The following is a 22,901-nucleotide window of genomic DNA, read 5'->3' on the forward strand; positions in this document are numbered from 1 at the left end:
ACTATAGCAGGAATTCGGGGGCATTTTATGGATGACGTAACAAAGCGTATTGCAACCTTTGCAAAGAAAACGATCACTTTGGATGAGCTTCAACAGCTGCTCAACCCCTTTTTCAGCTCCTATACGGATTTCGCTGAAACTGTGCGCGAATTTGAGCGGCATCAGGTGCTGGTGATGATCCGTGCTTCGGGGCGAACAATTCGCATACCCGCGCTTGCCAATCGCTACCGAATTAATAAAAGCGCGCTGAGCGGCGACTACCATAAAGAGCTCCAGCACTACCGGAGCAAGCTGCACCAAGCGATCAGTCTGGATAGCTATTATCGCAGCGATCCGGAATTGTGGGCGCGCGATCTGCCTGACCTCATCAAAGTGGATCACTACCTTAAAAACCATGGATTTCCGCAAGAAGCGGTTCCAGCACCGGAGCGCAGCTTTGAACTCGTTGCCGACGAAAAATGGATTGATGAAAAAGGCGGAAGGGAACTGCTTGAGAAGACCGGCTTGTATGCGCGCCTTAATATCCTTCCCGTCTCTGATCCACTGATGCTTGCGATCAATCCTCGATTCATTCATGAATCCGAACAAACACATCTGATTGTTGAAAATAAAACGACCTATCAAGGCTTGCTGCCGGTATTAAAACAGACACGTTTTGCCACACTGATCTATGGCTGCGGTAAAGCGGTGATTAAAAGTATCGAGCAGTTTTCGATGCAGTATCCGGTTCGGGCAGCACATCGCTTTCTGTATTTCGGCGATCTGGATCGAGAAGGACTATCAATCTGGTATTCACTCAATCAAAAGCAAGCAGCAGAGCCGGCACTTCCTTTTTATGAGGCGTGTCTGAAGAAAAAGGCGGCGGCGGGGAAAGCGTACCAACAGGCGCGCAGCACGGCGATCGATGCTTTTCTCACCCATTTCCCGGCACCGGAAGCGCAGCAAATACAACGCGCACTTCAAAATGGAAACTATTATCCACAGGAAATCTTGAAGACTAAGGAATTGCAGCAGATAGGGAGGGAAGCCGATTGGAAGAACTAGATCTGCGCGAGATCGTCAGCGGCTATAAGGAGCGGATACGCCGGCTTGCTTTGTTTGATCCGCTTTATGAGCTGGAGCGCAAGCGTGAACAGGACCACGAGAAAAAAGACATCGACATGAAAGGCCTTGGGCTGCTTGCGCTGCTGTTTTTCTTTGAGCAGAAGCTAATGCGCCAATATAAGGCGGGAGCGAAACAACTGGCTGCTTTTCTAGAAAAAACGGCTGAGATGCAGTACCGGCTGGATCATGAAGATTACGAGCGTCTGGCCCGGTCGATTATTCAGACCTTCCGGCCAACCACCGGAAAAAAACGGTGCTATAGCTTTTTTAATTGGGAAACCGGGGCGGATGATGGGATTGATTATTCGATTTTGAAGGCGAGCAGTTTCGACATGAAAACAAATCAGCAGTACTACACTTTGGATGAGGACGGGCTTGAACTCGTTTTTGCGACGAAGGAATTTTACAGTGAATTTCAGTTGTCGATCAATCAGCTCATGTTGCGCAAGCAGCTGGACAAGGGTGAATTCAAGGGCGCCCTTAGGCAGATCAATGAGATGCGCATTGATGTGGAAAGCCTTGTCGAGCGGATGACGCGGCTCAAACACGAAATCCAGCGCAGTATCGTGTCTGAAGAGACCTTTGAGCGCTATAAGCAGCTGCTTGAGGATATCTACGGGCGGCTGAACCGGGAGAATGATGAATTCAAAGCGCTGCGTGCGTTTGTGAAAGAGACGCGCCAGCGCCTGTATGCAAAGGACATGCATAAGAAAGAATCGCGTACTTATGACCTGGTTCTGCGCATTGCGCGTGAACTGGAGTCGGTCCATTACGAGCATACACGGCTGCTGGAACAAACCGGCGACTTGAAGAATACCACGCTGCTGACAGCACAAGAGTCCTTATACTATACAGGTATTCAAGCCTTCAATTTCGATCAGGACTTGTCTGCAAAAATTACTGCAACTCCTTTGCCGCTTGAAGCGATGGCCGGCGTGCTCCAGCCTTTTCTGAAGGTAGAGGAGAACAAGCGGTGGTCGCCGCTGACTATCCTCGCCGATCAGAAAATCAGTGAAGAACGTGCATCGGCGGATGACCAAGGCTTTATCGATGTCGACTCAGATGATGAAGCGTTGCCGTATCGACGCCTTTTGGCGGAAAAATATCGAGAATTAATGGCTCTGTTTCTGGGCGCTTCCGAGCAGAGCGGTGTTCGAAAACTGTCTCAGTTCATCAATTTTCTCGAAGAAAGCGATCGTTCCGATTTGTTTGAGCAGCGTTACTTTTACCAGTTTTGGCTCATTCTGCATCAACGTTCGCCAATTATTAATGGAGAAACTGAGGGTGACGATGAGGGCAAAACGGTACTCGATGATGCACTGACACTGCTTGGCGACCGAGTGCTCCATGTGCGTGAAGGAAGCGGTATCCTGAAAAAATCCAAGCGCTTCTCGATCCAGGAGCTGCTGATCCATATGGAGGAGGGCAACAATGAACTATCCTGAACAAAAAGTGACCCAGGCGTTTCGCCTTTATACGCTTCTCGCTAGAGACGGCGCTGCAGCGGAAGACGCCGTACAAAATTATCGTGCCGATGATGCGATCCGCGGCTTGCTGGACACCTTTGCAAGAGAGGTGGATTGTGTCGTCATCAGTACCAGCGAGCAGCTGTTTCTCATTCCTGAAACCAAGCTTTCTCCCTTCCACGTCAGCAACGACTGGATCAAACGCAATTATCTGCGTACCGGAGCAACCAATGGCGACCTCTATCTGCTCTACTTCGCCACAATGATTCTGTTTGGTAGTTTTTACGATACCTACCAGAGTCAGGAACCGACGCGGCTGTTTTTGCGCCTCGATGAGTGGGTACGTTTTATTCAGGAACGTATCGATCAGTTGAAAACGCATGATGAAGAGGAACTGAAACAGTTGGAGCAAGCGTTTTCCTATAACTGGCGGCTGATTATCGAAAAATGGGACGATATGGACGACATTAAAGAAACCGCCAAGAAGCAAAGCGGCAACACGATTAGCCGTATGAGTTTTATCAATACGGTCAAACGATTCTTGGCCGATCAAAAGTTGGTGCAAGACATTGGCAATGAAGAGATCCGGCTGACCGAGAAAGCGAAGACGATTATTCAGCGCTATTTCATGGAAGTCGAATATAGTAAAGGAATTTTTGAATTCCTCTATGGTTTTGAAGGAGATGAACCGCATGCCGACGATCAGTAAAATCCGCTTAACGAATGTCATCTACGAGGAAGGCAACAAACGCTATAATGACGAGCTGTTTCTCTTTGACGGACAGAATGGCGCGATCTTGATTGAGAACGGCGGCGGGAAGACCGTCTTTATCCAAACCGCGCTTCAGGCCATTTTGCCGCATACCGACCTTGCCGATCGCAAAATAAAGAATACCTTGATGCTTGACGGCGCGCCGGCGCATATTGCAATCGAATGGATCATCAACGAGCAGCCGAGACGTTATGTAGTGACGGCGGTGTCACTGTTTACAACGAAGAACACACTCGATTCACTGCGCTATGTTTATGAATACCACGAGAACGATCTGAACGGTATTGAGGGGATTCCGTTTGTCCGAGCCACTAAAGGCGGCAAACGTCCCGCTGACCGCGGTGAAATGCAGGATTATTACAGCGGCATGCATGAGAAGACGCTCAGCGCACAAACCTTTAAGACGATTAAGGACTATAAAGCGTTTCTGGAGGAGCAATACAACATTATCTCCAGTGAATGGGAGAGCATTGTCAAAATTAACGGTTCTGAAGGCGGCGTTGAAGCCTTCTTTGATGAATGCAAGAATACAAGTCAACTGTTTGATCGTCTCTTGATCCCAACCGTGGAGGATTCGATGGTCGGACATGACCGCCATCTTTTCGCCGATTTGTTTGAAAAACAGCTTGAAAGTCTGAAAAATTATCAGAAGCTGAAAGCGACAATCGAAGAAAACGAACAGATCAGCAGCGCGCTTGAGGAATACAGCAAAACCAGTGAAGGGCTGCATGAACACGAAGTGACGTATACGAAAACAAAGCAGCATGCCAAAGGGGTCTGGAAGCAGCTGACGGATCAGCAGCGCAAACAGCAGGCAGAGCAAGAGGCAAACGATGCAAAGCTTCAAGAATGGAAAAACGATCGTTATACGCACGCGGTTAAGGCCGAATCCTACAAAATTTTCACCGAAAAGATTGCGCTTGCCGATTTGGACAAAGCCTATAAAAAGGCGCGCGCGTTGCAAACGGAAACGGAAGAACGGCTGCAAAAGGACCGGCATGCCTATGCCTCGCTGCAATGGGCTAAAGTAATTGAGCGACGCAACGTACAGATGGAGCTGTTGCAGGAGTGCGAACGGCAGTTGGAGGCGATGGATCGGCGTGCGGACGCGCGCGAGCTGCGCAGCGAGTATGAACTGGCCAAGCGCCAGCTGCTTGGCTGTTTGCTGCAAGAGATCGAGAGCTTAGAAACAACGCGGCAGGAATTGACAATGGCGCAGCAACCGCTTGTTCAGCAAATCAGTGAGCAGGAAACGGCGCAGAAAGCCTGCATCGAAACAGAAAAAATGAGGCGTGATTCGTGCGCGAAAATTGAGGGACGCTTGCAAACACATCGGGAAGCGTTGGAACAGTTGATTCGCGAACTGCCGATCCATTCGGAACAAGAAACGGTGACCGAGCAGCTCGGAAAATGGACGCAGCGCGATCAATTTTTAGACGAGGCAATCATTGCTTTGATGCAGCAGGAGAAGGAGCTGCGTGCACGTCAGGCAGAAGTTCAGGAACAGAAAGCAGCGTTACAAAATGAGAAAAATGAGACCATGCGTGAATCCGATCAGCTGCAAAATGCGCTTGCACAGATGGAGAAAGCAGAGCGCGGTGTCATCAAACAGCTGGCGGCACTGCGCCCGCAATGGAGCGGGCTTGAGACCGTGTATCTTGATCAGGACTCGATCACGCAGCGGCTTGGCGAGACGATCGATCGCTTCACGGCAGAACGCGAGGAGCTCCTCTATAAAGAACGGGTTGCCCGCCGATTTGTCGATGATCACGGCGATCAGGATCTATTTTTTGGCGATGCTTATTTGGATCAGCGCATCCCCGCATGGAAAAATCAATTTGGGTTTCTTGCGACAGGTGTGGAATACCTGCAAATGGTCGATGACTCGGATCGAAGGCGGATGCTGGGTTACCCGCTATGGGCGCTTACGCTTGTGACCACGGCTTCGGAAAAGGCGCAGCTTCTGGAGAAATTGGATCATGTTGCGGCACGTCTGCAATACCCGATCACGGTGCTTTCAACGGAAGAAGCACTGGCGGCGGATTCTCGACATGCGGGCCAATGGGTGGCTCCGGCGCATTGGCGGGGCAATACGAACCCCGATTCGTTTGCAGAATGGAAACAGCGGCTGGGGGATGAAGCCGATCAAGCGACGGGGCGACGCGCGGCCAATGAACGCGAATCCGCTCGCTGGCAGCAGACGCTCCATGCATTCAACAGCTTTTTCAGCGACTATGCCTATCAAACGGTCGAAGCGCAGCGTGCCAAAAAGAACGAGCTGCAAAACGCGCTCGAGACGCTTACCTTGTCGATGCGCGAAACGGAGCAGGAAGCAGCTGATTTGGAAACGGAGCGAATGAAGGGCAAGGCAGCGATCGACCAGTATCGAGAAGAACGAAACGGACTGGCGCTGTATATGGAAAAGGCGCGTCGTGCGTTGCGGATTGAGAAAACGATTGAAGAAGAAAAAGAGCGATTAACACAAGCGAAAGCGCATGTACGCGCAGCCGAGCAGGCGCTTGCAGCGGTGCTCGACAAGCTCAGTCTCTTAAATGATGAAAAGAAGCGCATTGATCAGCGCCTGAACGCCATTTCTGCCGAACTTCGTATTTTGCGGCGAGATGACGACTATATTGCTTTGCGCGACTTGACTCCGGAAAGGACAGACAAAAGCAAAGCGGTAATCAAGGAACAGATCAAGAACTTGGAAATGCGCTTAAATCAAATCAACAAAACGCGCGGCGAATGGGATGAAAAACGCAAGGGTGCGGCGAGCGAAATTAACCATCTTGATGAAGCCATGAACCGCCTGCGCCGCACGTACGACTCCATTGACGAAACGCAAAGGTTCCCGGGCGATGGCGATCAGCAAATCGAAACACTCCGGGTATGCATTAAGGAACGTGAAAAGGAGCAGCAGCAGCGTGCCGATGCCGCGCAGACGGCCCAATTGAAAGAAGCGGAACAAAAAGGGAGTGTGCGCAGCAGCCTGCAACAATTCCAGCAGCATTTCCCGAATGAAGAAGTTGTTGATTTTCATAAGGATACGGGCGATGCAAAGCAGGCGCTTCAGGGCGAGAAAAAGCGGCTGAACGAACGCAAACGCTATCTTGATCAGGCAGCCGGACGCATTGAAAAAGAGCTGACGGCGCTTAATCAGGCGAGCACGCAGCTCGATAAATTTGAGATCGCCCATCATTTTACGGCTCCGGATCTCAAAGCGATTCCGTTAACCCGCGAAGAAATCAATGATCTGACCTATAACCGTAAAAAATCGGTGTCGGCGATTACCGATGCGCTAGAAGAAAATCAAGCCACTGTGATGGCCGGGAAAAGTGAAGTCGGACGTGCTCAGCAGACATTTAAGAACTTTTGCCGAACTCAAATTTCCGATGTTAAGCTCAGACAAATGGCAATCAGCGGCATCGAAACAAAGCAAAGCTTTGAGGCGATCATTGCCTTCAAGAAGAATATGTCACTGCGTATCGCGCGCATTTCTCATTATGCCCGCGAGCATATCCGCCAGAGCGACAAGGACTTGCAGCTGTTCATTGACCAAATTCAAACCCATCTACGTACATTGGCGGAAGAACTGCGGCAGATTCCAAAGAAAACCAAGGTCAAGGTCAAAGACGATTGGAAGCAAATTTATTCGTTTACGATTCCAGAGTGGAAAGAAGAAGACGGAAAAGCGCGGATTCGCAATCATGTTGAATGGATTTTAGATAAGTTGGATGAGCCGAGCTTCTTCAATGAGGAGGGCAGGCAGGACAGCGGAAAAGTACGCAAAGCGCTGGATACTTGGCTGCAGTCGAAGCAACTACTCCGCGAGATCATCGGCAGCGATGTTTTAAAAGTGACGCTGCGAAAGGTAGCGAGCGACAGTACGGTGTCCACACGCTTTTACACATGGGAGACGAGCAATATTTGGTCCGGAGGCGAGCGCTGGAGCAAAAACATGACGCTTTTTCTCGGTATCCTCAACTATGTTGCGGAGAAAAAGAAGCATCTTAAATCGAATGGACACTTGCATCGGGCCGTCATTCTCGACAACCCGTTCGGTCAGGCATCCAGTGACCATGTGCTAAGTCCAGTATTTTTTGTCGCCCAGCAACTTGGCTTCCAGATGATTGCGCTCACGGCTCTTGCCGAAGGCAAATTTCTGCAAGACTATTTCCCTGTCATTTACAGTTGCCGCCTGCGAGGCGCGTCTGACTCCGGCAAACAAGTCATGACCAAGGAAAAACGAATCCGCAAAGCGTACTTTGAAGACCACGCTCCGCAAAGCCTTGAACGCCTTGGCGAAACCGAGCAGATCGGCTTGTTTGATTGATCCAGCTTCGGCGTCGATGGAACGAAGCTTCATTCGTTTTCCCAGCGCCTTGAAAAAATAAAAGTTTGACACTTTTTAAAAAATTTGATATAAATAGATCACCAACTCAAAAGGAGTCCTTGGTCATGAAACGAGCAGGAAAACTCCAATTGAATAGCTTTTATTACTACTTTGGCTTCTTTCGTTAGTGTTTGCATTTGCTTCGCTGGATGCAAACACTTCTTCAACAGAAGCTTGCATCCATGCGGGAGCCAAGGTGGTAGCATTAAACTTGGAAAAATAACCACATGGATAAAGAATCAATAATCCGTGTGGTTTTCATTTATCGCGAAGAATTCCTGAGCACCCACGGTTTATTGAAACCGTGGGTGTTTTTTTCACACTTTGGAAAAGGAGAAATCATCATGACCCATTCATTAGTCAGCAAGATGAAAAAGGAATTAAGTTTAATTCAGCCGTCTGACATCCTGAAGTTTGATCAGGAAGCTTCAGCAATTCCAGGGATTATTAAGTTAACCATTGGAGAACCGGATTTCAATACACCGGAACATGTGAAAGAGGCCGGAAAACGGAGCATCGACCATAATCGCAGCCACTATGCGCCGCCGAACGGAACGCCTGAGCTTCGCCAGGCAATCAGCCGTTTTCTCGAGAAAAAGTACGGTCTGTTCTACAATGCGGATCATGAAATTCTTGTCACTGCCGGAGCAACCGAAGCAATCTATACGGTACTCACCTCAATTTTGAATCCTGGAGACAAGGTGCTGATGCCGACACCGATCTTCCCGCTCTATATCCCGGACACGCTGCTTGCCAAAGCAGAACCGGTATTCATGGATACGTCTGATAATGGCTTTGTGCTTTCACCGGAGCTGCTGGAGAAGACACTTGCCGAGCATGGCGATGCCGTGAAAGCAGTAATCTTCAATTTCCCATGTAACCCGACCGGTGTGACGTACCGGCGTGATCAGATTGAGGCACTGGCAAATGTATTGAAAAAGCACGACATCTTCGTCATCTGTGATGATATTTACAGCGAACTGACCTATGGTGAGCGTCATATTTCAATGGCTGAGTACCTTCCAAATCAGGCGATCGTGATCAATGGTGCGTCAAAATCACACGCGATGACCGGATGGCGGATCGGCTTCATCTGTGCTCCGGCTGCGATTGCAACGGAACTGGGAAAGATTCATCAATTCACGATTACCTCGACGGCTACGGTCGCTCAGGATGCGGCACTGGAAGCCTTTGAAAACGGGATAGATGACGGGGTTCACATGCGCGCGGAATATCAGAAGCGGCGTGATTTTGTCTATGAGGCGATGAGTAAAAATGGCTTCGATTGCGTCAAACCACAAGGTGCGTTCTATCTATTTGCTAAGATTCCGGCTCATATGATTCAAAACAGCATGGATTTCAGCCGCGATTTGGCACATAAAGCGAAGGTGGCGGTAATTCCAGGCGGATCGTTCGGCCCCGGCGGTGAAGGCTATATTCGCATCAGTTATGCGGCCAGCATGGAACAGCTGCAAGAGGCGATGCGCCGGATCGCACACTATGTGGAAACGCTAAAAGAACAAAGGAGCGTGCAACAATGAAGATTATCATGTTTTCCGTTCGCGATGATGAGGAAGCGGCAATCAGGAAATGGGAGAAGAAAACAGGGGTCCGAGTGGACATCAACCAGCTTGAATTAAATGCGGATACGGCAGATCAAACGCAGGGCTATGACGGGATTGTGATTCAACAGCGCAGTCGCATCAGTGATCCAGTTGTATACGAAAAACTTGAGAAAAATGGACTGAAGCAGCTGTCCTCACGCACAGCCGGCTATGATATGGTTGACCTTGAGCAAGCGAGCGCGCACGGACTCGTTGTCACCAATGTGCCGGCTTATTCGCCGAACTCAGTCGCCGAACTGGCACTGACACAAACGATGCGCTTGATTCGCAACTTGCCTTTGTTTGATGCGCGCGGTGCCGAGCAGGATTTCCGCTGGGCAGGACTGATGGCACGCGAGATTCGCACACTGACCGTCGGAATCATTGGTGCGGGGCGGATCGGCGGGACGGCTGCTCGTTTGTTCAAAGCGCTTGGCGCCACAGTCATTGCCAACGACATTGTTGAACGCGATGAACTCAAGGACAGCGTCACGTATGTGTCCAAAGAAGAACTGCTTCGAACGGCAGATGTTGTGACACTGCATGTGCCGCTTATGGAATCAACGACACACCTGATTGATGCGAACGCACTTGCCTTGATGAAGAATGACGCTGTACTCATCAACGCATCACGCGGTCCGGTTGTCGACACCGATGCGTTGATCGCCGCTTTGCAAAACAAGCAACTTGCCGGTGCAGCACTGGATACTTTGGACGGCGAAGAATGCGTTTTCAATCAGGATCTGCGCGGCAAAGCACTACCGAGTGAGCAGCTGAAGACGTTGCGCACGCTGCCGAATGTACTGATCACACCGCATATCGGCTTCTACACCAATAATGCAGTGAAAAATATGGTTGAAATCAGCCTGAATGATGTCCTGACGATTGTGAAGACGGGCACAAGCGAGCACCAAGTGAACAAAGTGGCGGTCGAAAACTAATCAGAAGAGCGGCATAAGGCTGCGCTTGGTTCCTATAAATAAATTTGGCGAAGCCAAGCTTCTAGCGCCGGCTAAGCGTTCGTTGCCCTAATACTCTAATCGATAATCTTATCGTATTAAATGAAAAACAGCCCCCTGTAATTACGGAGGGCTGTTCACTATTTTTTTATGCTGCAGGTTGCTTGTTCTTAGCAGTCAACAAGCCAAACTTTGTCAGGCGTGAGCGTACTTGAATACCGACAACGCTGGCGATGGCCGCTTTCACGACGCCAACAAGCAGGAAGGGGTAGACGCCGGCAGCCATTGCTTTGGCCCATGACAGATCGAGCACAAATTTCAGCTGGATCGTGCCAATCGCAAGTGTGACGAACATGCCGACAACGTTGGCAACGATCGCCATTGGCGTATTGAATTTCGTGTGTTCAAGAAGCCATCCGGTCACAAAAGCGGCGAAAATAAAACCGATAATATAACCGCCGGTCGGTCCGAGGATAATGCCGAATCCCCCACTCATTTCAGCAAATACGGGTAGGCCGATTGCGCCAAGACCGGCATAGACGAGCATCGAGCCGGTTCCGTAGCGGCTTCCTAGAATTGTGGCGGTAAGGCCGACAGCTAAGGTTTGACCGCTGATCGGAATAATCGGCAGCGGAATCGTCACTTGAGCAAGAATTGCAGTAATGGCGGCAAACAGTGCACATAGAATTAAATTTTTCAGACGTGTATGATTCATTTTAATAGATCTCCTTGTTTATAAGTTAACTATATCGAATAATAGGTTAACATATATTGAAGGATTTGACTATAAATTTATCGTGATCTATGAAAAATGATTTATCGACGTCCGGATTTCCGTTGAAAGGACCAAGCACTCAGAACAAATGCGACGAGCAGTAAGCCGCCGCACCAGCCGAGGGACCACCATCCGTTGGTATGCAGCGGGGAATCATTGAGTAGCGAGCGGATCGTTTCGGTGATCGGCGTGATCGGTTGATGGTCGGCAATCCCGCGAAGCCAGCCGGGCATGGTGTTTGTCGGAACAAATGCACTGGATAAATAAGGAAGAAAAAGTAAGACAAAGCCATATCCTCCGGCAGCAGACGGTCCGGATGCCATCATCCCAATTGCAGCGAAAAGCCAAGTGAAGGTAAAAATAAATAATGTAATGATCCCAATGGCGCCAAGCCATTGCAAGAAACTGGCTTCCGTACGAAAGCCGATCAGTAGCGCAACACCGATTACAAGCGTCGTAGCGAGCAAATTACGTAAAACACTGGCCACCACATGACCATTGATCACATCAAGGCTTCTTACGGACATCGTGCGAAAGCGGTCAATGATGCCATTGGTCATATCTTGAGCAACATCAACGGCTACACTGGATGAGCCAAAGCCGGCACATAAGAGGATGGTGCCGGGAACCACGTAGGTCACATAATTTCCGCTTGGGTCAATGGCACCACCGAAAACATAAGTAAACAGAAGCATTAAGAGAATGGGTAGAGCAATGGCCATAATCATTGCATCCGTGTTTCTGATGCTGTGGCGAATGCTGCGCTGAATGAAGATGAGCTGCGCAACCCAAACGCTGGATTTAAGTGACTCATTGTTCATGATTGATTTCCTCCTTTCGCCGATCGGTTACAGACAGGAAAACGTCATCCATACTTGGCCGGCGAATACGAATACGGGTTTGCGCAGGGACGTGGTCGATGAGTTCATCGATCCGCTGTTTAAGCTGCTGGATTGTTCCGTCTGTCGGAATTTCCTGAAGCATTTCATTGTGTTCATTTCGTAATTCAATGATATCCTGATTAATTTGCGCTTTTAATTCATCAGCGGTTCCTTGCGCAACAATCCGTCCATTGGAAATAAAGGCAATATGGTCAGCAAGCTGGTCGGCTTCTTCCAAATATTGTGTGGTCAGAAAAATGGTTGTGCCTTGTGCTTTTAATGCGCAGATCATTGCCCACAAGGCTCGCCGACTTACCGTATCGAGTCCGGTTGTCGGTTCATCAAGAAACAAGATTGGTTTTTTGACGATGATGCTGACGGCCAGATCAAGACGACGTCGCATGCCTCCGGAAAAAGTTCTGACTGTTTTATGGGCAGCATCGACTAAATCGAATTGTTGGAGCAAGGTAAGCGCACGTTGCTTAGCTACAACAGCTTTCAGCCCAAAGAGCCGGCCCATCATGATCAGATTTTCCTGGGCAGTCAACAATTCGTCAACCGCAGCATACTGACCGGTGAGGCTGATCAATTGTTTCACTTCTTCTTTACTGGCGGAAACATCATGCCCATCAATAAAAACCGAACCCGCATCCGCGTTCAATAAGGTGGAAAGAATATGAATAATGGTTGTTTTTCCCGCTCCATTAGGCCCGAGCAATGCAAAGATACTTCCGGAAGAGACGGAAAAATCGATCTGTTTAAGGACTCGCGTGCCATTAAAAGATTTTGACAGACCATGGACATCAATCGCGTAACGTGTCAAATGCATACATCCCCTTCTGTGTATGATATAAACGGTTTATTGCGTACACAGTATATAACGTATACAATTAATGTGCAAGTTTTTATGATCTAAATCGGCGGAAACGTCGACCAGATGCGAGATCAGGAGGATGGACTATGGACAAGCAGCTTCCAAACGGTATTGCGCTCAGCTGGGGATTAGGAAAACCGTCGAGCCGGGGCCCAAAGCGAGAAATGAGTCTGAAACAGATTGTGGATACAGCGGTTTCGATTGCCGATAAGGATGGACTTGCAGCGGTTTCCATGAATCGGGTAGCAAAATCACTCGGATTTACAGCGATGTCGCTTTATCGATACATACCAAGTAAGGATGATCTCATCATTTTGATGCAGGATGCGATTTCTGATCTTTCTATTCCATTGGAGAAGGCGGAACATGGGTGGAGAGAAGCGATGGAAGCATTTGTTCAAGCGACCATTGACGTCTATAAAGAACATCCGTGGTTTCTAGAGACACCAATTTATGGTGTGCCGATGACGCCGAATGCACTGAAAGTAGTAGACTGGGCGCTTGGTGGGCTGCAGCATGTACCGCTTGAAGATTCTGAGAAGATGGCCGTGATTTTGCTGCTCAGTAGTTACGCGCGTGCGTGCGGCATTCTTCAGAAGGACATGGCACGTGCGATGCAGTTAGGCAGTCCTCCGGATGCGTTTAGCGGAAAAGGATATGCCGATACACTGGCAAGTCTAGTGACCCCGGAACGTTTTCCCTACTTGCACAGCGTTGTTGCATCGGGTGCTTATACAGATGAAAACCAGTCCTCTGAAGATGCCGGCGACGATATTGAGTTTGGGCTGAAGCGTATTTTGGATGGGATTGAACAGTATTTAAAGAAAAAAAAAGAACAGACTTAATTTGAAGTCTGAGAGGCTTAGTATTGCTCAATTAGAGAAGCTAAGATATGAAAATGCTTAAGCAACTTACAGTTTTACGAGCAAACGGTGAATCCATTGCCAAGGGCGTTTAGCGCAGGTTGATTCTTTGTGAACGTCTTCGTATGGATAACCGCTTTTTTCAATCATTTCTTGAAAATGCCGATCAACAGCTTCATTCATTGCTTTTTCATCCTCTTTGTAAGACATAGGCGCAGCCTTTCCCCCTTAGTATGATCAGTCTCTTGCTCCATTAGCTGACTTGCCCACGGATCGATGGATCTGCGGACGGGTTCTGCGCACGCTTGAGCTCATTTAGTCGCGCTTTAACTTGGGCGCTCGGAACCATTAAATGCGTGGCGATTTCTTCCACCGACAACCGCTGATTCAAACAATCACTCAATGCATGACTCGGAATTAAAAGGAAGCGGGCAAATTCATCGGCCTCTTGTTCTTCAGGATACCCTGCTGATGGATCGCTGTTGTAGCGAATACGGCAATAACGGTCTGCGTGCTGTTCCTGATTGAGATGAAGAAAATAGTGACCAAGCAGATGCGCGAGAAAGAAACGCTGATGTGCTTGGTCCCAGTTGCTTGCCAAATAGAATAACGTTTGCCCTTCATTTTTCGTTCGGATGATGCCGAAGCGATCGGAAAATTCACAGTCGGTATGATAGACGGTGATGTGCGCTTTAGAAGCGATCAGAAATGGATCGACAGGGACATGTGCTTGCGCTCCGTAATGCAATGACAATGCTTTAACTTTACTTTCCAGCACAACCAACAACCTCCATAAAATAAACTTCAAGGTCAGATGCAGAGATTCGCTAACTCTATTTTGCACTAAGGAAACATTAATGTCAATAAGAAACAAAAGTTCCTTTGTTTAAACTTTTGGCGGATAAAATGAGAAAAACCTAGCAAAAAGCGCCCGGTCCCTCATCTTCAGCCATGTGTGATGGATTCGTGTCTTTTCAGTGCTGAATCATCGCTCCGATTGCTCGCTTGCCGCAGGCGTCTCGCGTATCTGCGCATTTGATTCTCGGTCCAGATACTGGGCTATGGGTTTGAAGATGGGACAAAATCATATTCTGGAAAAAACAGCCGCTCTCAAATTGAGAACGGCTGTTTTAAAGGGGAAATTAGTTGCTTAGTCCGTCATAGATATGGTCAAGATTCCATTTCATCATGCCGTAGTAGGTGTCACCATCCTTACCTTTTTTAGCCAAGGAGTCGGTGAAGATTTTGCTGTAAATCTTAATACCCGTTTCTTTGGACAATGTGTCCATGCTTTTCGGATTAACACTGGTTTCCACGAAGAGGTGCGGGACCTTGTGTTTTTTTATAATACCAATGATCCGTTTCATCTGATCAGGCGTCCCTTGTTCTTCAGTATTGATTTCCCAAATGTATTCCGGGTGAAGTCCATACGCACGTGAGAAGTACTTAAATGCACCTTCACTAGTGATTAGATAGCTTTGTTGTTCCGGTATTGCCGCCATTTTTTCCTTGGCTTCTTTGTCGAGATCCTCAAGTTTCTTTACATAAGCATCTGCATTTTTATGATAGGCATCGCCGTGGTTCGGGTCTTGCTTCGCCATTTGTTTCTCCATGTTGCGGATGTATTTGATCCCGTTTTGAATATCAAGCCATGCGTGCGGATCGATCTGTTTTTCCTGACCCTCTGAGTTTAGATGAATGGCTGTAACGCCTTTGCTTACGGCAAAGATGTTTTTATTATAATCGCTGCTTCGCCCGGCACTGTCAATCATTTTCTTGAACCAGCCATTGCCGACTTCGAGATTCAGCCCATTATAGAAGATGAGGTTGGCTTTAGCGACACTTTTCGCGTCTGTTGGCAGTGGTTCATATTCATGCGGGTCCGTGCCAATCGGTACGATGCTATGAACGTCGACATGATCTTTTCCGATCTCCTTAGCCATGTCGTAAAGAATGGAGTTCGTGACAACAACTTTCAATTTGTTGTTTGTAGATCCTGACGAACTGCCACAGGCGGAAAGAGCGAATACCATGATGAGACCTAAGGCGAGGGTAAAATAGCGGCTGGTCGTATGCAAATGAATCACTGCTCCTTTTTAAAGATAAATTGGTTTTTTTTCGAAAAGAGGAAAGCAATGCCGAACATCACCGTTGCACTGACGACAATCGTTGCACCGGAGGCCAGATTGTACGTGAAGCTGAAGTAGAGGCCAATGACGGAACTGATGACGCCGAACACGGCTGCAAGAACAATCATGCGACTCATCTTATCGGTGAGCAGGTAAGCCGTGGCGGCAGGCGTAATCAACATCGCCACAATCAGAATGACACCAACCGTTTGCAGGGAGACCACCGTCATCAGCGTCAGTAACACCATTAAGAAATAGTGAATCACTTGCGTGTTGATTCCATAGGTCTGGGCAATGGTTTCATCAAATGAGCTGACCAGCAGTTGCTTGTAAAAGAGTGAGACCAGAATAATAACGAGAAGCGTGACGATTAGGGTAAGCATGAGATCATGCATTGTTACTGCGAGAATATTGCCGAATAGAATATGATAGAGATTGGTTGAACTTTGTACCACCGTGATCAAAATCATGCCCAGCGCTAAAAAGGAACTGAGGATAATCCCGATTGATGTATCGCTTTTAATCGGGCTCTTTCTGCTGATAAACCCCATACAGAGGGCAGCGAAAACACCGCAGAGCGTTGCACCGATAAAATAATCAATGCCCAGCATGAATGAAATAGCCACGCCTGGAAGGACGGCATGAGAGATGGCGTCGCCCATAAGTGACATCCCTCTAAGAATGACAAACGATCCGATAACGCCTGATCCGATCCCTACCAAGATTGAGGTAATGAGCGCTTGCTGAAGAAAACGATAGTTCATGATGTCTGAGAAAAATTCCAAATGATTTAACCTCCCTTAAAAATTGATTTCCGCACCGTAGAAATGTTTGAGCTGCTCACCGGTAAACACATGCGCCACTTCACCACAGACAATATGATCCGAATGAAGCATCACCACATCGTCAAAGTAATCCTTAACTGTACTGAGGTCATGATGGACGATGACAAAGGTTTTTCCTTGAGCATTCATCTCACGGACTAAGTCCATAATGATTTTTTCACTGACGACATCGACACCGGCGAACGGTTCATCAAGAAAAAAGCGGTCTGTTTCTTGAACCAGCGCACGGGCGATAATCGCACGCTGCAACTGACCGCCGGATAATGCGGCAATCTGCCGGTGGCCTAAATCGCCCAGTTTGACAGCTTCAAGCCATTTCTGCGTACGGGCTTTCTCAGCTTTTCCCGGTCGTTTAAATAGCCCCAGAGATGGATAGGTACCCATCAGTACCATGTCAAAAACCGTGATGGGAAAGGTCAGATCAATCGACTGTCGTTGCGGTACATAAGCGATCGTTTGATGCTACTTTTTCGGATTGGTTTCGCCGCTGTCCAACGTAATCGTTCCCGTCGACATTGGAATCAATCCAAGCACAGCTTTCATAAATGTTGACTTTCCCGCCCCGTTTGGGCCAATGATCCCGGTAACTTTGCCGGAACGAATGGACACTGAGACATCGTTTAGGACACGCCGCTTGCCGTAGTAGACCGATAAATTTGAGATCTCCATATCATTCTCCTTAGAAAGATTAGTAGTCAAAAGACAAAATGTTTCTTTTGAGAAACATTGTTAGCCTAATTATAAACGACAATGATTTTCATTGTAAAGGTCCTACGAATGATTTAGAAAATAAACGAATCATTGTGGCCAAAATTGGACTGTTCAGGATCGATCCAATTGGATCTTTTCATAAGGTATTGGTATGGATATGATAAGAATAATTTGAATCAGCAGAAGGAGGAATGTAATGAACGTAACGATTAACCGTGAAGCGGCAACGCCGGTCTATCTTCAAATTGCCAGTCAGATAAAAGGACAGATTCTGTCTGGAAACCTGCCGGCAGGGTTTATTCTTCCTCCGGAACGCAAATTAGCTGAGCTTAAAAAGATCAGCCGGACGACCGTCATTAAGGCCTATGAGGAATTAAAAGCGCTTGGTCTGGTTGATGCACAGACCGGCAGGGGAACGGTTGTTACCGAACAGAAGGTTCCCGATCCCGTCCCGTTACAGCCGGCAGTGCTGCCGATGTCATGGTATCCCCTGTTTGATAAGCGCATGGCGAACTTAAATGATGCGGTGGGCGAGATTATGTATATGGGGAATCAAAATCGCGTCATCTCGCTTGCGGCAGGGATTGGTGATCCGGATTTGTATCCAATTGCTGATTTCCAGCGCATTCAGCGGGAACTGCCAATCACCAGTGCTCATCTTAATTTTAGTCCGGTCGAAGGCTATTACCCGCTTCGCGAAAGCATCAGCCAATTAATGGAAGGTCGCAATCTTACTGTGACTGCAAAGGAAACAATGATTTTATCCGGTTCGATGCAAGGCATTGATTTTGCCGCACGCGCATTCCTGTCTGCCGGCGACGCTGTGATTGTTGAGGAACCGACTTTTTTACAGGCGATTAAGTGTTTTCGGGCAATGGGCGCTAAAATTATCGGCATTCCCATGGATCGGGAAGGCATGCGGCTGGATGTACTTGAAGCGCAAATTTCTCGTTATAAACCGAAGTTCATCTATACCATTCCCAACTTTCATAATCCGACGGGCATTACGATGAGCATGGCGAGAAGGAAGGCGTTGCTGAAACTCGCCTATCGCTTCCAGGTTCCGATTTTAGAGGATGATCCTTATGGAGATATCACGTTTGATCAGGAACATCCGCTTCCGATTAAAGCGCTTGATGCTTATGGCTATGTGATTTATCTCAGTACGTTGTCAAAGGCACTTTTTCCAGGATTAAGAATCGGTTGGACCATCGCTCCTGAGGCAGTGATGAAGAAATTTTTGCTGTTAAAGCAAATCACCGATCTTCATGTGAATACAGACAGCCAAATCCTTGTGGATCGCTATTTGCGGGACGGATGCTATGAGGAACACCTTAAGAAAATTCTGCCATTATACAGAAAGAAAAGGGATGCCGCTGCAGAATTATTACGGCAGGAGCAATCGGCCATACCGTTTGATTTGCCCGCCGGCGGCTTTTATTTCTGGTGTCGTCTCCCTTATGCAGTACCGCAGAAAAAATTACTGGCGCTATGCGGGGAACAAGGCATGATCTACACACCGGGCAATGTATTCTACCCGCAAGAAAGTGATGGCGAGCATTGGGTACGGCTGAATTTTACCTATGAGCGAATGGATCGGCTCAAGCAAGGATTAATGGTATTTATTAAGTCCGTTAAGAAACTGAATGAATGGAATGGGACAAGAGACGCACCCACGGGCGCCCCCCCAATTGTATAAACGAGGAGCGGATTGATCAATGACAGTTAAGTATGCAAAGCGCGCCGAGCATGTCGCGCGTTCGGCAACACGTGAAATTCTAAAAGTGCTCGGCCGACCGGAAATCATTTCATTTGCCGGCGGACTGCCGGCACCAGAACTATTTCCTGTAGAAGCGATTAAAGAGGCCTGTTCGGCCGTGCTTGATGAAGCGGGGGAACAGGCACTTCAGTACAGCACAACTGAGGGATTTCTTCCATTGCGAAAAGCGATTAGCACACGTATGGAAGCGATTGGTGTGCGTGCAAATGCAGATCATCTGCTTATTCTTACGGGATCTCAGCAAGGCCTTGATCTGACGGGGAAAATTTTTCTTGATAAAGGAGATACCGTCATTTGCGAAAGTCCAACCTACCTTGCGGCGATTCAAGCGTTCAAGGCCTATGAGCCGCAATTTGCAGAGGTGGCCATGGACGACTCTGGCATGAGGATGGACGAGCTTGAGCGAACGCTTCAGCAGAACCCCAAAGCGAAATTTATCTATACGATTCCTGATTTTCAAAATCCAACCGGACGGACCATGGCACTGGAACGTCGCAAGCAGATGGTGGCGCTTGCCAATCAATACGATGTCGTCATACTTGAAGATAATCCGTATGGCGCAATTCGGTTTGCCGGTGAAGCACTGCCGCCGGTTAAAAGCTTTGATACAGAAGGGCGCGTCATCTACCTCAGCACGTTCTCGAAAATCTTTGCACCGGGTTTTCGCCTTGGCTGGATCTGTGCAGCGTCTGATTTCATGAACCGTTATGTTTCTTTCAAGCAGGCAACCGATCTTCATTCGGATGTGTTTGCCCAGCGCGTTACGGCGAAGTACTTGGAGCTGAATGACCTTGACGCGCATATTCAAAAGATCAAAGCAGTTTACCGTGCCCGGCGCGAAACAATGATGCGTTGTATTGAAACCTGTTTGCCGGGTCATCTTAAGCACAGCGCTCCGGAAGGCGGTTTGTTTATCTGGGTTGAGCTGCCTGAATCGGTCAATGTTCAAGCACTATTTGAGCGATGCCTTAAAAATAATGTTGCGTTTGTATCGGGCGATTCCTTCTATCCTAATGATGTGAAACAAAACGCTTTTCGATTGAATTACTCAAACATGAGTGAAGAACGGATTAAAGAGGGAATGAAACGGCTTGGCGAAGCACTTGGTGAAGCACTTTCCGAATATGCTTAAGAAACAGCTCTTCAGGAGACTTCGCTGAAGAGCTGTTTTCAATCAAAGCAGGTTCACGAATGAGCCAATCGATGGCGAAAGTAAGGCTACATGGAATGATAAGCAATCACGAAATGTAAAATGGCAAGCTCGCCGGAGGGGTTGATGTATTTATGATCGAGATCTCCTTTAAACTTGATCGAATCGTACGCATGAAGAGGGTAGGTTTCGCCGCCTACCGCCACATTTAAGGAACCGGCCATGACGGTGACGTATTCGTTGACGCCGAATTGGTGAGCTGCAGAAAGGTATTCAGTATGCGGTTGCAAATAACCGCGGTACAGTTCGTAGAGGCCATGGGATTGAAAGAGCGGCTCTGCGACAAAGCCTTTATCTGAACTTGCCAATTTGATGCCGTCTTCTTTTCGCGCGATGGAAACATCCGATTCAATCGACAGCAGGGTGCTCACCGGGATGTTTAGCCCATTGGCGATTTTCCAGATCACCGACAGCGTTGGATTGCCTTCGCCGCGCTCTACATTCATCAGGGTTAGCTTGCTGATGCCGATTTTCTTAGCCAGTTGTTCCATACTCATGCCACGGTTCGTCCGAAATTGGCGCAGGTTCGCACCGATCCGTTTGCCGGCATCGCCGTCTTCCCAAGGATTCTTCTTCATGACCGGTTCTTTCCTTTCGGTATAGTTTACTATAAAAAAAGTAAATTATTATATACTTTGAGGGGGCTGTATATTATAATTTATAACAAGTTAACTTTATTATACTATACGTAACTCAAACTGAGGAGGATGAAGCGTCATGCGCGCTGTAAAACGTGCCGTTTTGAAAACAGCGAGTGTTGAAGCGCTGCCACTCGCGATTGCGATTGCCGCGTACGGCGTGTCCTACGGCGTACTTGCCACCCAGGTCAATTTTAATGTACTGACCGCTGCTTTGATGTCCGTGCTCGTCTTTTCCGGATCTGCGCAGCTGGTCGCTGTTGCGATGCTTTCCGGCGGAGCGGGTCTTGCGAGTGTGTTGGTGACCGTCATTTTGCTGAATCTGCGCAACTTGCTTTACGGAGCAGCATTAGCCGAAGGGCTTGCCCCTGCCGGTAAGTGGACAAGTCTGCTCGCATTTGGCATTTCAGATGAACCCTTTGTCTTAGCAAGCAGCCGATTTAAAAAGGTTGGTCCGGATCCGTTCTATTTCGCAGTTGTCGCAGGCATTTTTTATATGGCTTGGATCTTCGCTTCATTGACCGGTGCGCTGATTGGCGGACAACTTGATCCGCAGAAATTTGGACTTGATTTGGCATTTCCGGTTACTTTTGCAGCACTGCTTGTTCCCGGTTTAAAGGGAAAACCAGTGATCGGCACGGCTCTGGCCGCAGTTGTGATGACCTTGGTCCTGGAATGGATGAAGCCGGGAAATGAATTGACCATCATTCTGACCGGACTTCTGGCACCGCTCGTTGGACTTTACCTACATAGGAGGATAAATAATGAATAACCCATGGCTGTTAATCATTGTGCTGGCGGCGGTAACGTATCTGTCCCGATTACTTGGAGTAACGGTCATGGCAGGGCGCAGCCTCAGCCCGAGTTTGCGTCGCTACTTTAATTACGTCCCAACCGCAATTATTGTTGCGCTCATTATGAAACAGATTTTTGTTCCATCCAACGGTCAACTGACGTTGTCGCTGCCGGTGCTTGCTGCCTGTCTTGCCGGCGCGCTCTCAATAAAATTTGTGAAGAAGTTCCTGCCCTCGGTCGTGATTGGGATTGTGATCGGCTTGCTTGTTCGCTATTTATTATGAAATGCAGCTGTCTCAGTCGGTTTTACGATTGAGACAGCTCTTTTATTTATGGACTTTAGTCCGTTGAGTACGCGTAGCGTGCGAAACATAAACCCCCCGCTATGCGGGGGGAGTACCAAATCGTTATACAAAGAAGCGCTTCCTTTCGATAGAATATAGATGTTCAGGCTATATTGCTACATGAAAGGAAGCGCTAGAATGGCTAATAAAGCAAACAGTTTAGCCCATACCAAATGGTTGTGTAAATACTATATCGTATTCACACCAAAGTATAGACGAAAAATTATCTACAATCAATATCGGAGAAGCTTACAGGAAATCATCAAGCAGCTCTGTCGGTATAAAGGAGTAGAAATTTTGGAAGGACATATGATGCCTGATCATGTGCATCTTCTGCTCAGCATACCACCTAAAATGAGCGTGGCAAGTTTTATGGGCTATTTAAAAGGCAAAAGTGCGTTGATGATGCTTGACAAGCATGCAAACTTAAAGTACAAATTTGGCGATCGTCATTTTTGGGCAGAAGGCTACTATGTGAGTACCGTAGGATTGAATGAAGCAACCATCAAGAAATATATTCAAGATCAAGAAAAACACGATATTGCACTGGATAAATTAAGCGTTCGAGAATATGAGGACCCCTTTAGAGGTCGCTGAGTAGTACAAACACCCATTTATGGGTAAGCAAAAGAGGCAAAGTCAATATAGCCTGAACAAAGTGAAGGCCAGCGCCTTGAGACGCTGGCCGGTAATCCAAGGCTTATAGCCTTGGAGCAAACCACCCTTTTGAAGGGTGGTTATGATTTCAGGATAAGAAT

General features: G+C 47.9%; 20 protein-coding genes and 1 pseudogene. 12 read left to right on the plus strand and 9 right to left on the minus strand.

What is annotated here, in order from left to right; translation table 11 throughout:
• Positions 1-27 precede the first annotated feature (27 nt).
• The 6 genes from K7399_RS15015 (at position 28) to K7399_RS15040 (ending at position 10,280) form a co-directional block, all read left to right on the plus strand.
• Positions 28-1,044, plus strand: coding sequence for a Wadjet anti-phage system protein JetD domain-containing protein (locus K7399_RS15015; RefSeq protein WP_028976953.1), 1,017 nt, complete (start codon positions 28-30; stop codon positions 1,042-1,044).
• Positions 1,032-2,549 carry a hypothetical protein gene (locus tag K7399_RS15020; protein WP_028976954.1) on the plus strand — a complete coding sequence of 506 codons (1,518 nt, stop codon included), beginning with the start codon at positions 1,032-1,034 and terminating at the stop codon, positions 2,547-2,549. Before K7399_RS15015 ends, K7399_RS15020 begins: the two co-directional genes overlap by 13 nt.
• Positions 2,536-3,279 (plus strand): DUF6063 family protein, encoded by a 744-nt coding sequence (locus K7399_RS15025; RefSeq protein ID WP_028976955.1) that lies wholly within the window; start codon positions 2,536-2,538, stop codon positions 3,277-3,279. Before K7399_RS15020 ends, K7399_RS15025 begins: the two co-directional genes overlap by 14 nt.
• Entirely contained in the window at positions 3,263-7,675 is a 4,413-nt protein-coding gene (locus K7399_RS15030) for a coiled-coil domain-containing protein (protein ID WP_128165986.1), read from the plus strand. The genes K7399_RS15025 and K7399_RS15030 overlap by 17 nt, the downstream gene beginning before the upstream one ends.
• Positions 7,676-8,079: 404 nt before the next feature.
• Positions 8,080-9,276, plus strand: coding sequence for a pyridoxal phosphate-dependent aminotransferase (locus K7399_RS15035; protein WP_028976957.1), 1,197 nt, complete (start codon positions 8,080-8,082; stop codon positions 9,274-9,276).
• On the plus strand, positions 9,273-10,280 hold the full coding sequence (locus tag K7399_RS15040; protein ID WP_028976958.1) for a D-2-hydroxyacid dehydrogenase: 1,008 nt from the start codon (positions 9,273-9,275) through the stop codon (positions 10,278-10,280). Before K7399_RS15035 ends, K7399_RS15040 begins: the two co-directional genes overlap by 4 nt.
• 166 nt (positions 10,281-10,446) lie before the next feature.
• Here the strand turns inward: K7399_RS15040 and K7399_RS15045 are convergent, their stop codons facing one another.
• The 3 genes from K7399_RS15045 to K7399_RS15055 form a co-directional block, all read right to left on the minus strand.
• Positions 10,447-11,013 carry a biotin transporter BioY gene (locus tag K7399_RS15045; RefSeq protein ID WP_028976959.1) on the minus strand — a complete coding sequence of 189 codons (567 nt, stop codon included), beginning with the start codon at positions 11,011-11,013 and terminating at the stop codon, positions 10,447-10,449.
• A 101-nt stretch (positions 11,014-11,114) separates the two neighbouring features.
• Entirely contained in the window at positions 11,115-11,894 is a 780-nt protein-coding gene (locus tag K7399_RS15050) for an ABC transporter permease (protein ID WP_028976960.1), read from the minus strand.
• Positions 11,884-12,783, minus strand: coding sequence for an ATP-binding cassette domain-containing protein (locus K7399_RS15055; protein ID WP_037563331.1), 900 nt, complete (start codon positions 12,781-12,783; stop codon positions 11,884-11,886). Before K7399_RS15055 ends, K7399_RS15050 begins: the two co-directional genes overlap by 11 nt.
• Positions 12,784-12,914: 131 nt before the next feature.
• On the opposite strand from K7399_RS15055, the gene K7399_RS15060 reads away from it, so the two are divergent.
• The gene (locus K7399_RS15060) at positions 12,915-13,673 is read left to right on the plus strand and encodes a TetR/AcrR family transcriptional regulator (RefSeq protein ID WP_028976962.1); all 759 of its coding nucleotides are present in this window, start codon (positions 12,915-12,917) and stop codon (positions 13,671-13,673) included.
• A 66-nt stretch (positions 13,674-13,739) separates the two neighbouring features.
• On the opposite strand, the gene K7399_RS15065 is transcribed toward K7399_RS15060, so the two are convergent.
• The 5 genes and pseudogenes from K7399_RS15065 to K7399_RS15085 all read right to left on the minus strand — a co-directional run bounded on the left by K7399_RS15065 (position 13,740) and on the right by K7399_RS15085 (position 17,334).
• Positions 13,740-13,901, minus strand: coding sequence for a hypothetical protein (locus K7399_RS15065; protein WP_160168712.1), 162 nt, complete (start codon positions 13,899-13,901; stop codon positions 13,740-13,742).
• A gap of 43 nt (positions 13,902-13,944) precedes the next feature.
• Positions 13,945-14,469 (minus strand): ImmA/IrrE family metallo-endopeptidase, encoded by a 525-nt coding sequence (locus K7399_RS15070; protein ID WP_028976963.1) that lies wholly within the window; start codon positions 14,467-14,469, stop codon positions 13,945-13,947.
• 364 nt (positions 14,470-14,833) lie between these two features.
• Entirely contained in the window at positions 14,834-15,724 is an 891-nt protein-coding gene (locus K7399_RS15075; RefSeq protein ID WP_051575262.1) for a metal ABC transporter substrate-binding protein, read from the minus strand.
• A 50-nt stretch (positions 15,725-15,774) separates the two neighbouring features.
• Positions 15,775-16,605 carry a metal ABC transporter permease gene (locus tag K7399_RS15080; RefSeq protein ID WP_028976965.1) on the minus strand — a complete coding sequence of 277 codons (831 nt, stop codon included), beginning with the start codon at positions 16,603-16,605 and terminating at the stop codon, positions 15,775-15,777.
• A 15-nt stretch (positions 16,606-16,620) separates the two neighbouring features.
• Positions 16,621-17,334 (minus strand): annotated as a pseudogene (locus K7399_RS15085) (metal ABC transporter ATP-binding protein).
• A gap of 238 nt (positions 17,335-17,572) precedes the next feature.
• Here K7399_RS15085 and K7399_RS15090 point away from each other — a divergent pair.
• Positions 17,573-19,075: an aminotransferase-like domain-containing protein gene (locus K7399_RS15090; protein WP_028976967.1), complete on the plus strand. Its 1,503-nt coding sequence runs from the start codon at positions 17,573-17,575 to the stop codon at positions 19,073-19,075.
• Between the two features lie 19 nt (positions 19,076-19,094).
• Positions 19,095-20,288, plus strand: a complete 1,194-nt coding sequence (locus tag K7399_RS15095) for an aminotransferase-like domain-containing protein (protein WP_028976968.1) — start codon at positions 19,095-19,097, stop codon at positions 20,286-20,288.
• 86 nt (positions 20,289-20,374) lie between these two features.
• On the opposite strand, the gene K7399_RS15100 is transcribed toward K7399_RS15095, so the two are convergent.
• Positions 20,375-20,944, minus strand: coding sequence for a helix-turn-helix domain-containing protein (locus K7399_RS15100; RefSeq protein WP_128165987.1), 570 nt, complete (start codon positions 20,942-20,944; stop codon positions 20,375-20,377).
• A gap of 139 nt (positions 20,945-21,083) precedes the next feature.
• Between K7399_RS15100 and K7399_RS15105 the strand changes: the two genes are divergently transcribed.
• From K7399_RS15105 to tnpA, 3 genes are all read left to right on the plus strand, one after another.
• Positions 21,084-21,776: an AzlC family ABC transporter permease gene (locus tag K7399_RS15105; protein ID WP_128165988.1), complete on the plus strand. Its 693-nt coding sequence runs from the start codon at positions 21,084-21,086 to the stop codon at positions 21,774-21,776.
• Positions 21,769-22,083 carry an AzlD domain-containing protein gene (locus K7399_RS15110; protein WP_037581876.1) on the plus strand — a complete coding sequence of 105 codons (315 nt, stop codon included), beginning with the start codon at positions 21,769-21,771 and terminating at the stop codon, positions 22,081-22,083. Before K7399_RS15105 ends, K7399_RS15110 begins: the two co-directional genes overlap by 8 nt.
• 198 nt (positions 22,084-22,281) lie before the next feature.
• Entirely contained in the window at positions 22,282-22,740 is a 459-nt protein-coding gene (tnpA, locus tag K7399_RS15115) for an IS200/IS605 family transposase (protein WP_051575261.1), read from the plus strand.
• The last annotated feature ends 161 nt before the right edge of the window (positions 22,741-22,901 follow it).

Origin of the sequence: Sporolactobacillus terrae, from assembly GCF_019930545.1 — a bacterium.
Lineage (GTDB): Bacteria > Bacillota > Bacilli > Bacillales > Sporolactobacillaceae > Sporolactobacillus > Sporolactobacillus terrae.

What these genes read in the sequence shown, in the direction of transcription:
- K7399_RS15015 (WP_028976953.1), top strand. Translation starts at nt 28, where the DNA reads ATGGATGACGTAACAAAGCGTATTGCAACCTTTGCAAAGAAAACGATC.
- K7399_RS15025 (WP_028976955.1), top strand. Translation starts at nt 2,536, where the DNA reads ATGAACTATCCTGAACAAAAAGTGACCCAGGCGTTTCGCCTTTATACG.
- K7399_RS15030 (WP_128165986.1), top strand. Translation starts at nt 3,263, where the DNA reads ATGCCGACGATCAGTAAAATCCGCTTAACGAATGTCATCTACGAGGAA.
- K7399_RS15035 (WP_028976957.1), top strand. Translation starts at nt 8,080, where the DNA reads ATGACCCATTCATTAGTCAGCAAGATGAAAAAGGAATTAAGTTTAATT.
- K7399_RS15040 (WP_028976958.1), top strand. Translation starts at nt 9,273, where the DNA reads ATGAAGATTATCATGTTTTCCGTTCGCGATGATGAGGAAGCGGCAATC.
- K7399_RS15045 (WP_028976959.1), bottom strand. Translation starts at nt 11,013, where the DNA reads ATGAATCATACACGTCTGAAAAATTTAATTCTATGTGCACTGTTTGCC.
- K7399_RS15050 (WP_028976960.1), bottom strand. Translation starts at nt 11,894, where the DNA reads ATGAACAATGAGTCACTTAAATCCAGCGTTTGGGTTGCGCAGCTCATC.
- K7399_RS15055 (WP_037563331.1), bottom strand. Translation starts at nt 12,783, where the DNA reads ATGCATTTGACACGTTACGCGATTGATGTCCATGGTCTGTCAAAATCT.
- K7399_RS15060 (WP_028976962.1), top strand. Translation starts at nt 12,915, where the DNA reads ATGGACAAGCAGCTTCCAAACGGTATTGCGCTCAGCTGGGGATTAGGA.
- K7399_RS15065 (WP_160168712.1), bottom strand. Translation starts at nt 13,901, where the DNA reads ATGTCTTACAAAGAGGATGAAAAAGCAATGAATGAAGCTGTTGATCGG.
- K7399_RS15075 (WP_051575262.1), bottom strand. Translation starts at nt 15,724, where the DNA reads ATGGTATTCGCTCTTTCCGCCTGTGGCAGTTCGTCAGGATCTACAAAC.
- K7399_RS15090 (WP_028976967.1), top strand. Translation starts at nt 17,573, where the DNA reads ATGAACGTAACGATTAACCGTGAAGCGGCAACGCCGGTCTATCTTCAA.
- K7399_RS15095 (WP_028976968.1), top strand. Translation starts at nt 19,095, where the DNA reads ATGACAGTTAAGTATGCAAAGCGCGCCGAGCATGTCGCGCGTTCGGCA.
- K7399_RS15100 (WP_128165987.1), bottom strand. Translation starts at nt 20,944, where the DNA reads ATGAAGAAGAATCCTTGGGAAGACGGCGATGCCGGCAAACGGATCGGT.
- K7399_RS15105 (WP_128165988.1), top strand. Translation starts at nt 21,084, where the DNA reads ATGCGCGCTGTAAAACGTGCCGTTTTGAAAACAGCGAGTGTTGAAGCG.
- K7399_RS15110 (WP_037581876.1), top strand. Translation starts at nt 21,769, where the DNA reads ATGAATAACCCATGGCTGTTAATCATTGTGCTGGCGGCGGTAACGTAT.
- tnpA (WP_051575261.1), top strand. Translation starts at nt 22,282, where the DNA reads ATGGCTAATAAAGCAAACAGTTTAGCCCATACCAAATGGTTGTGTAAA.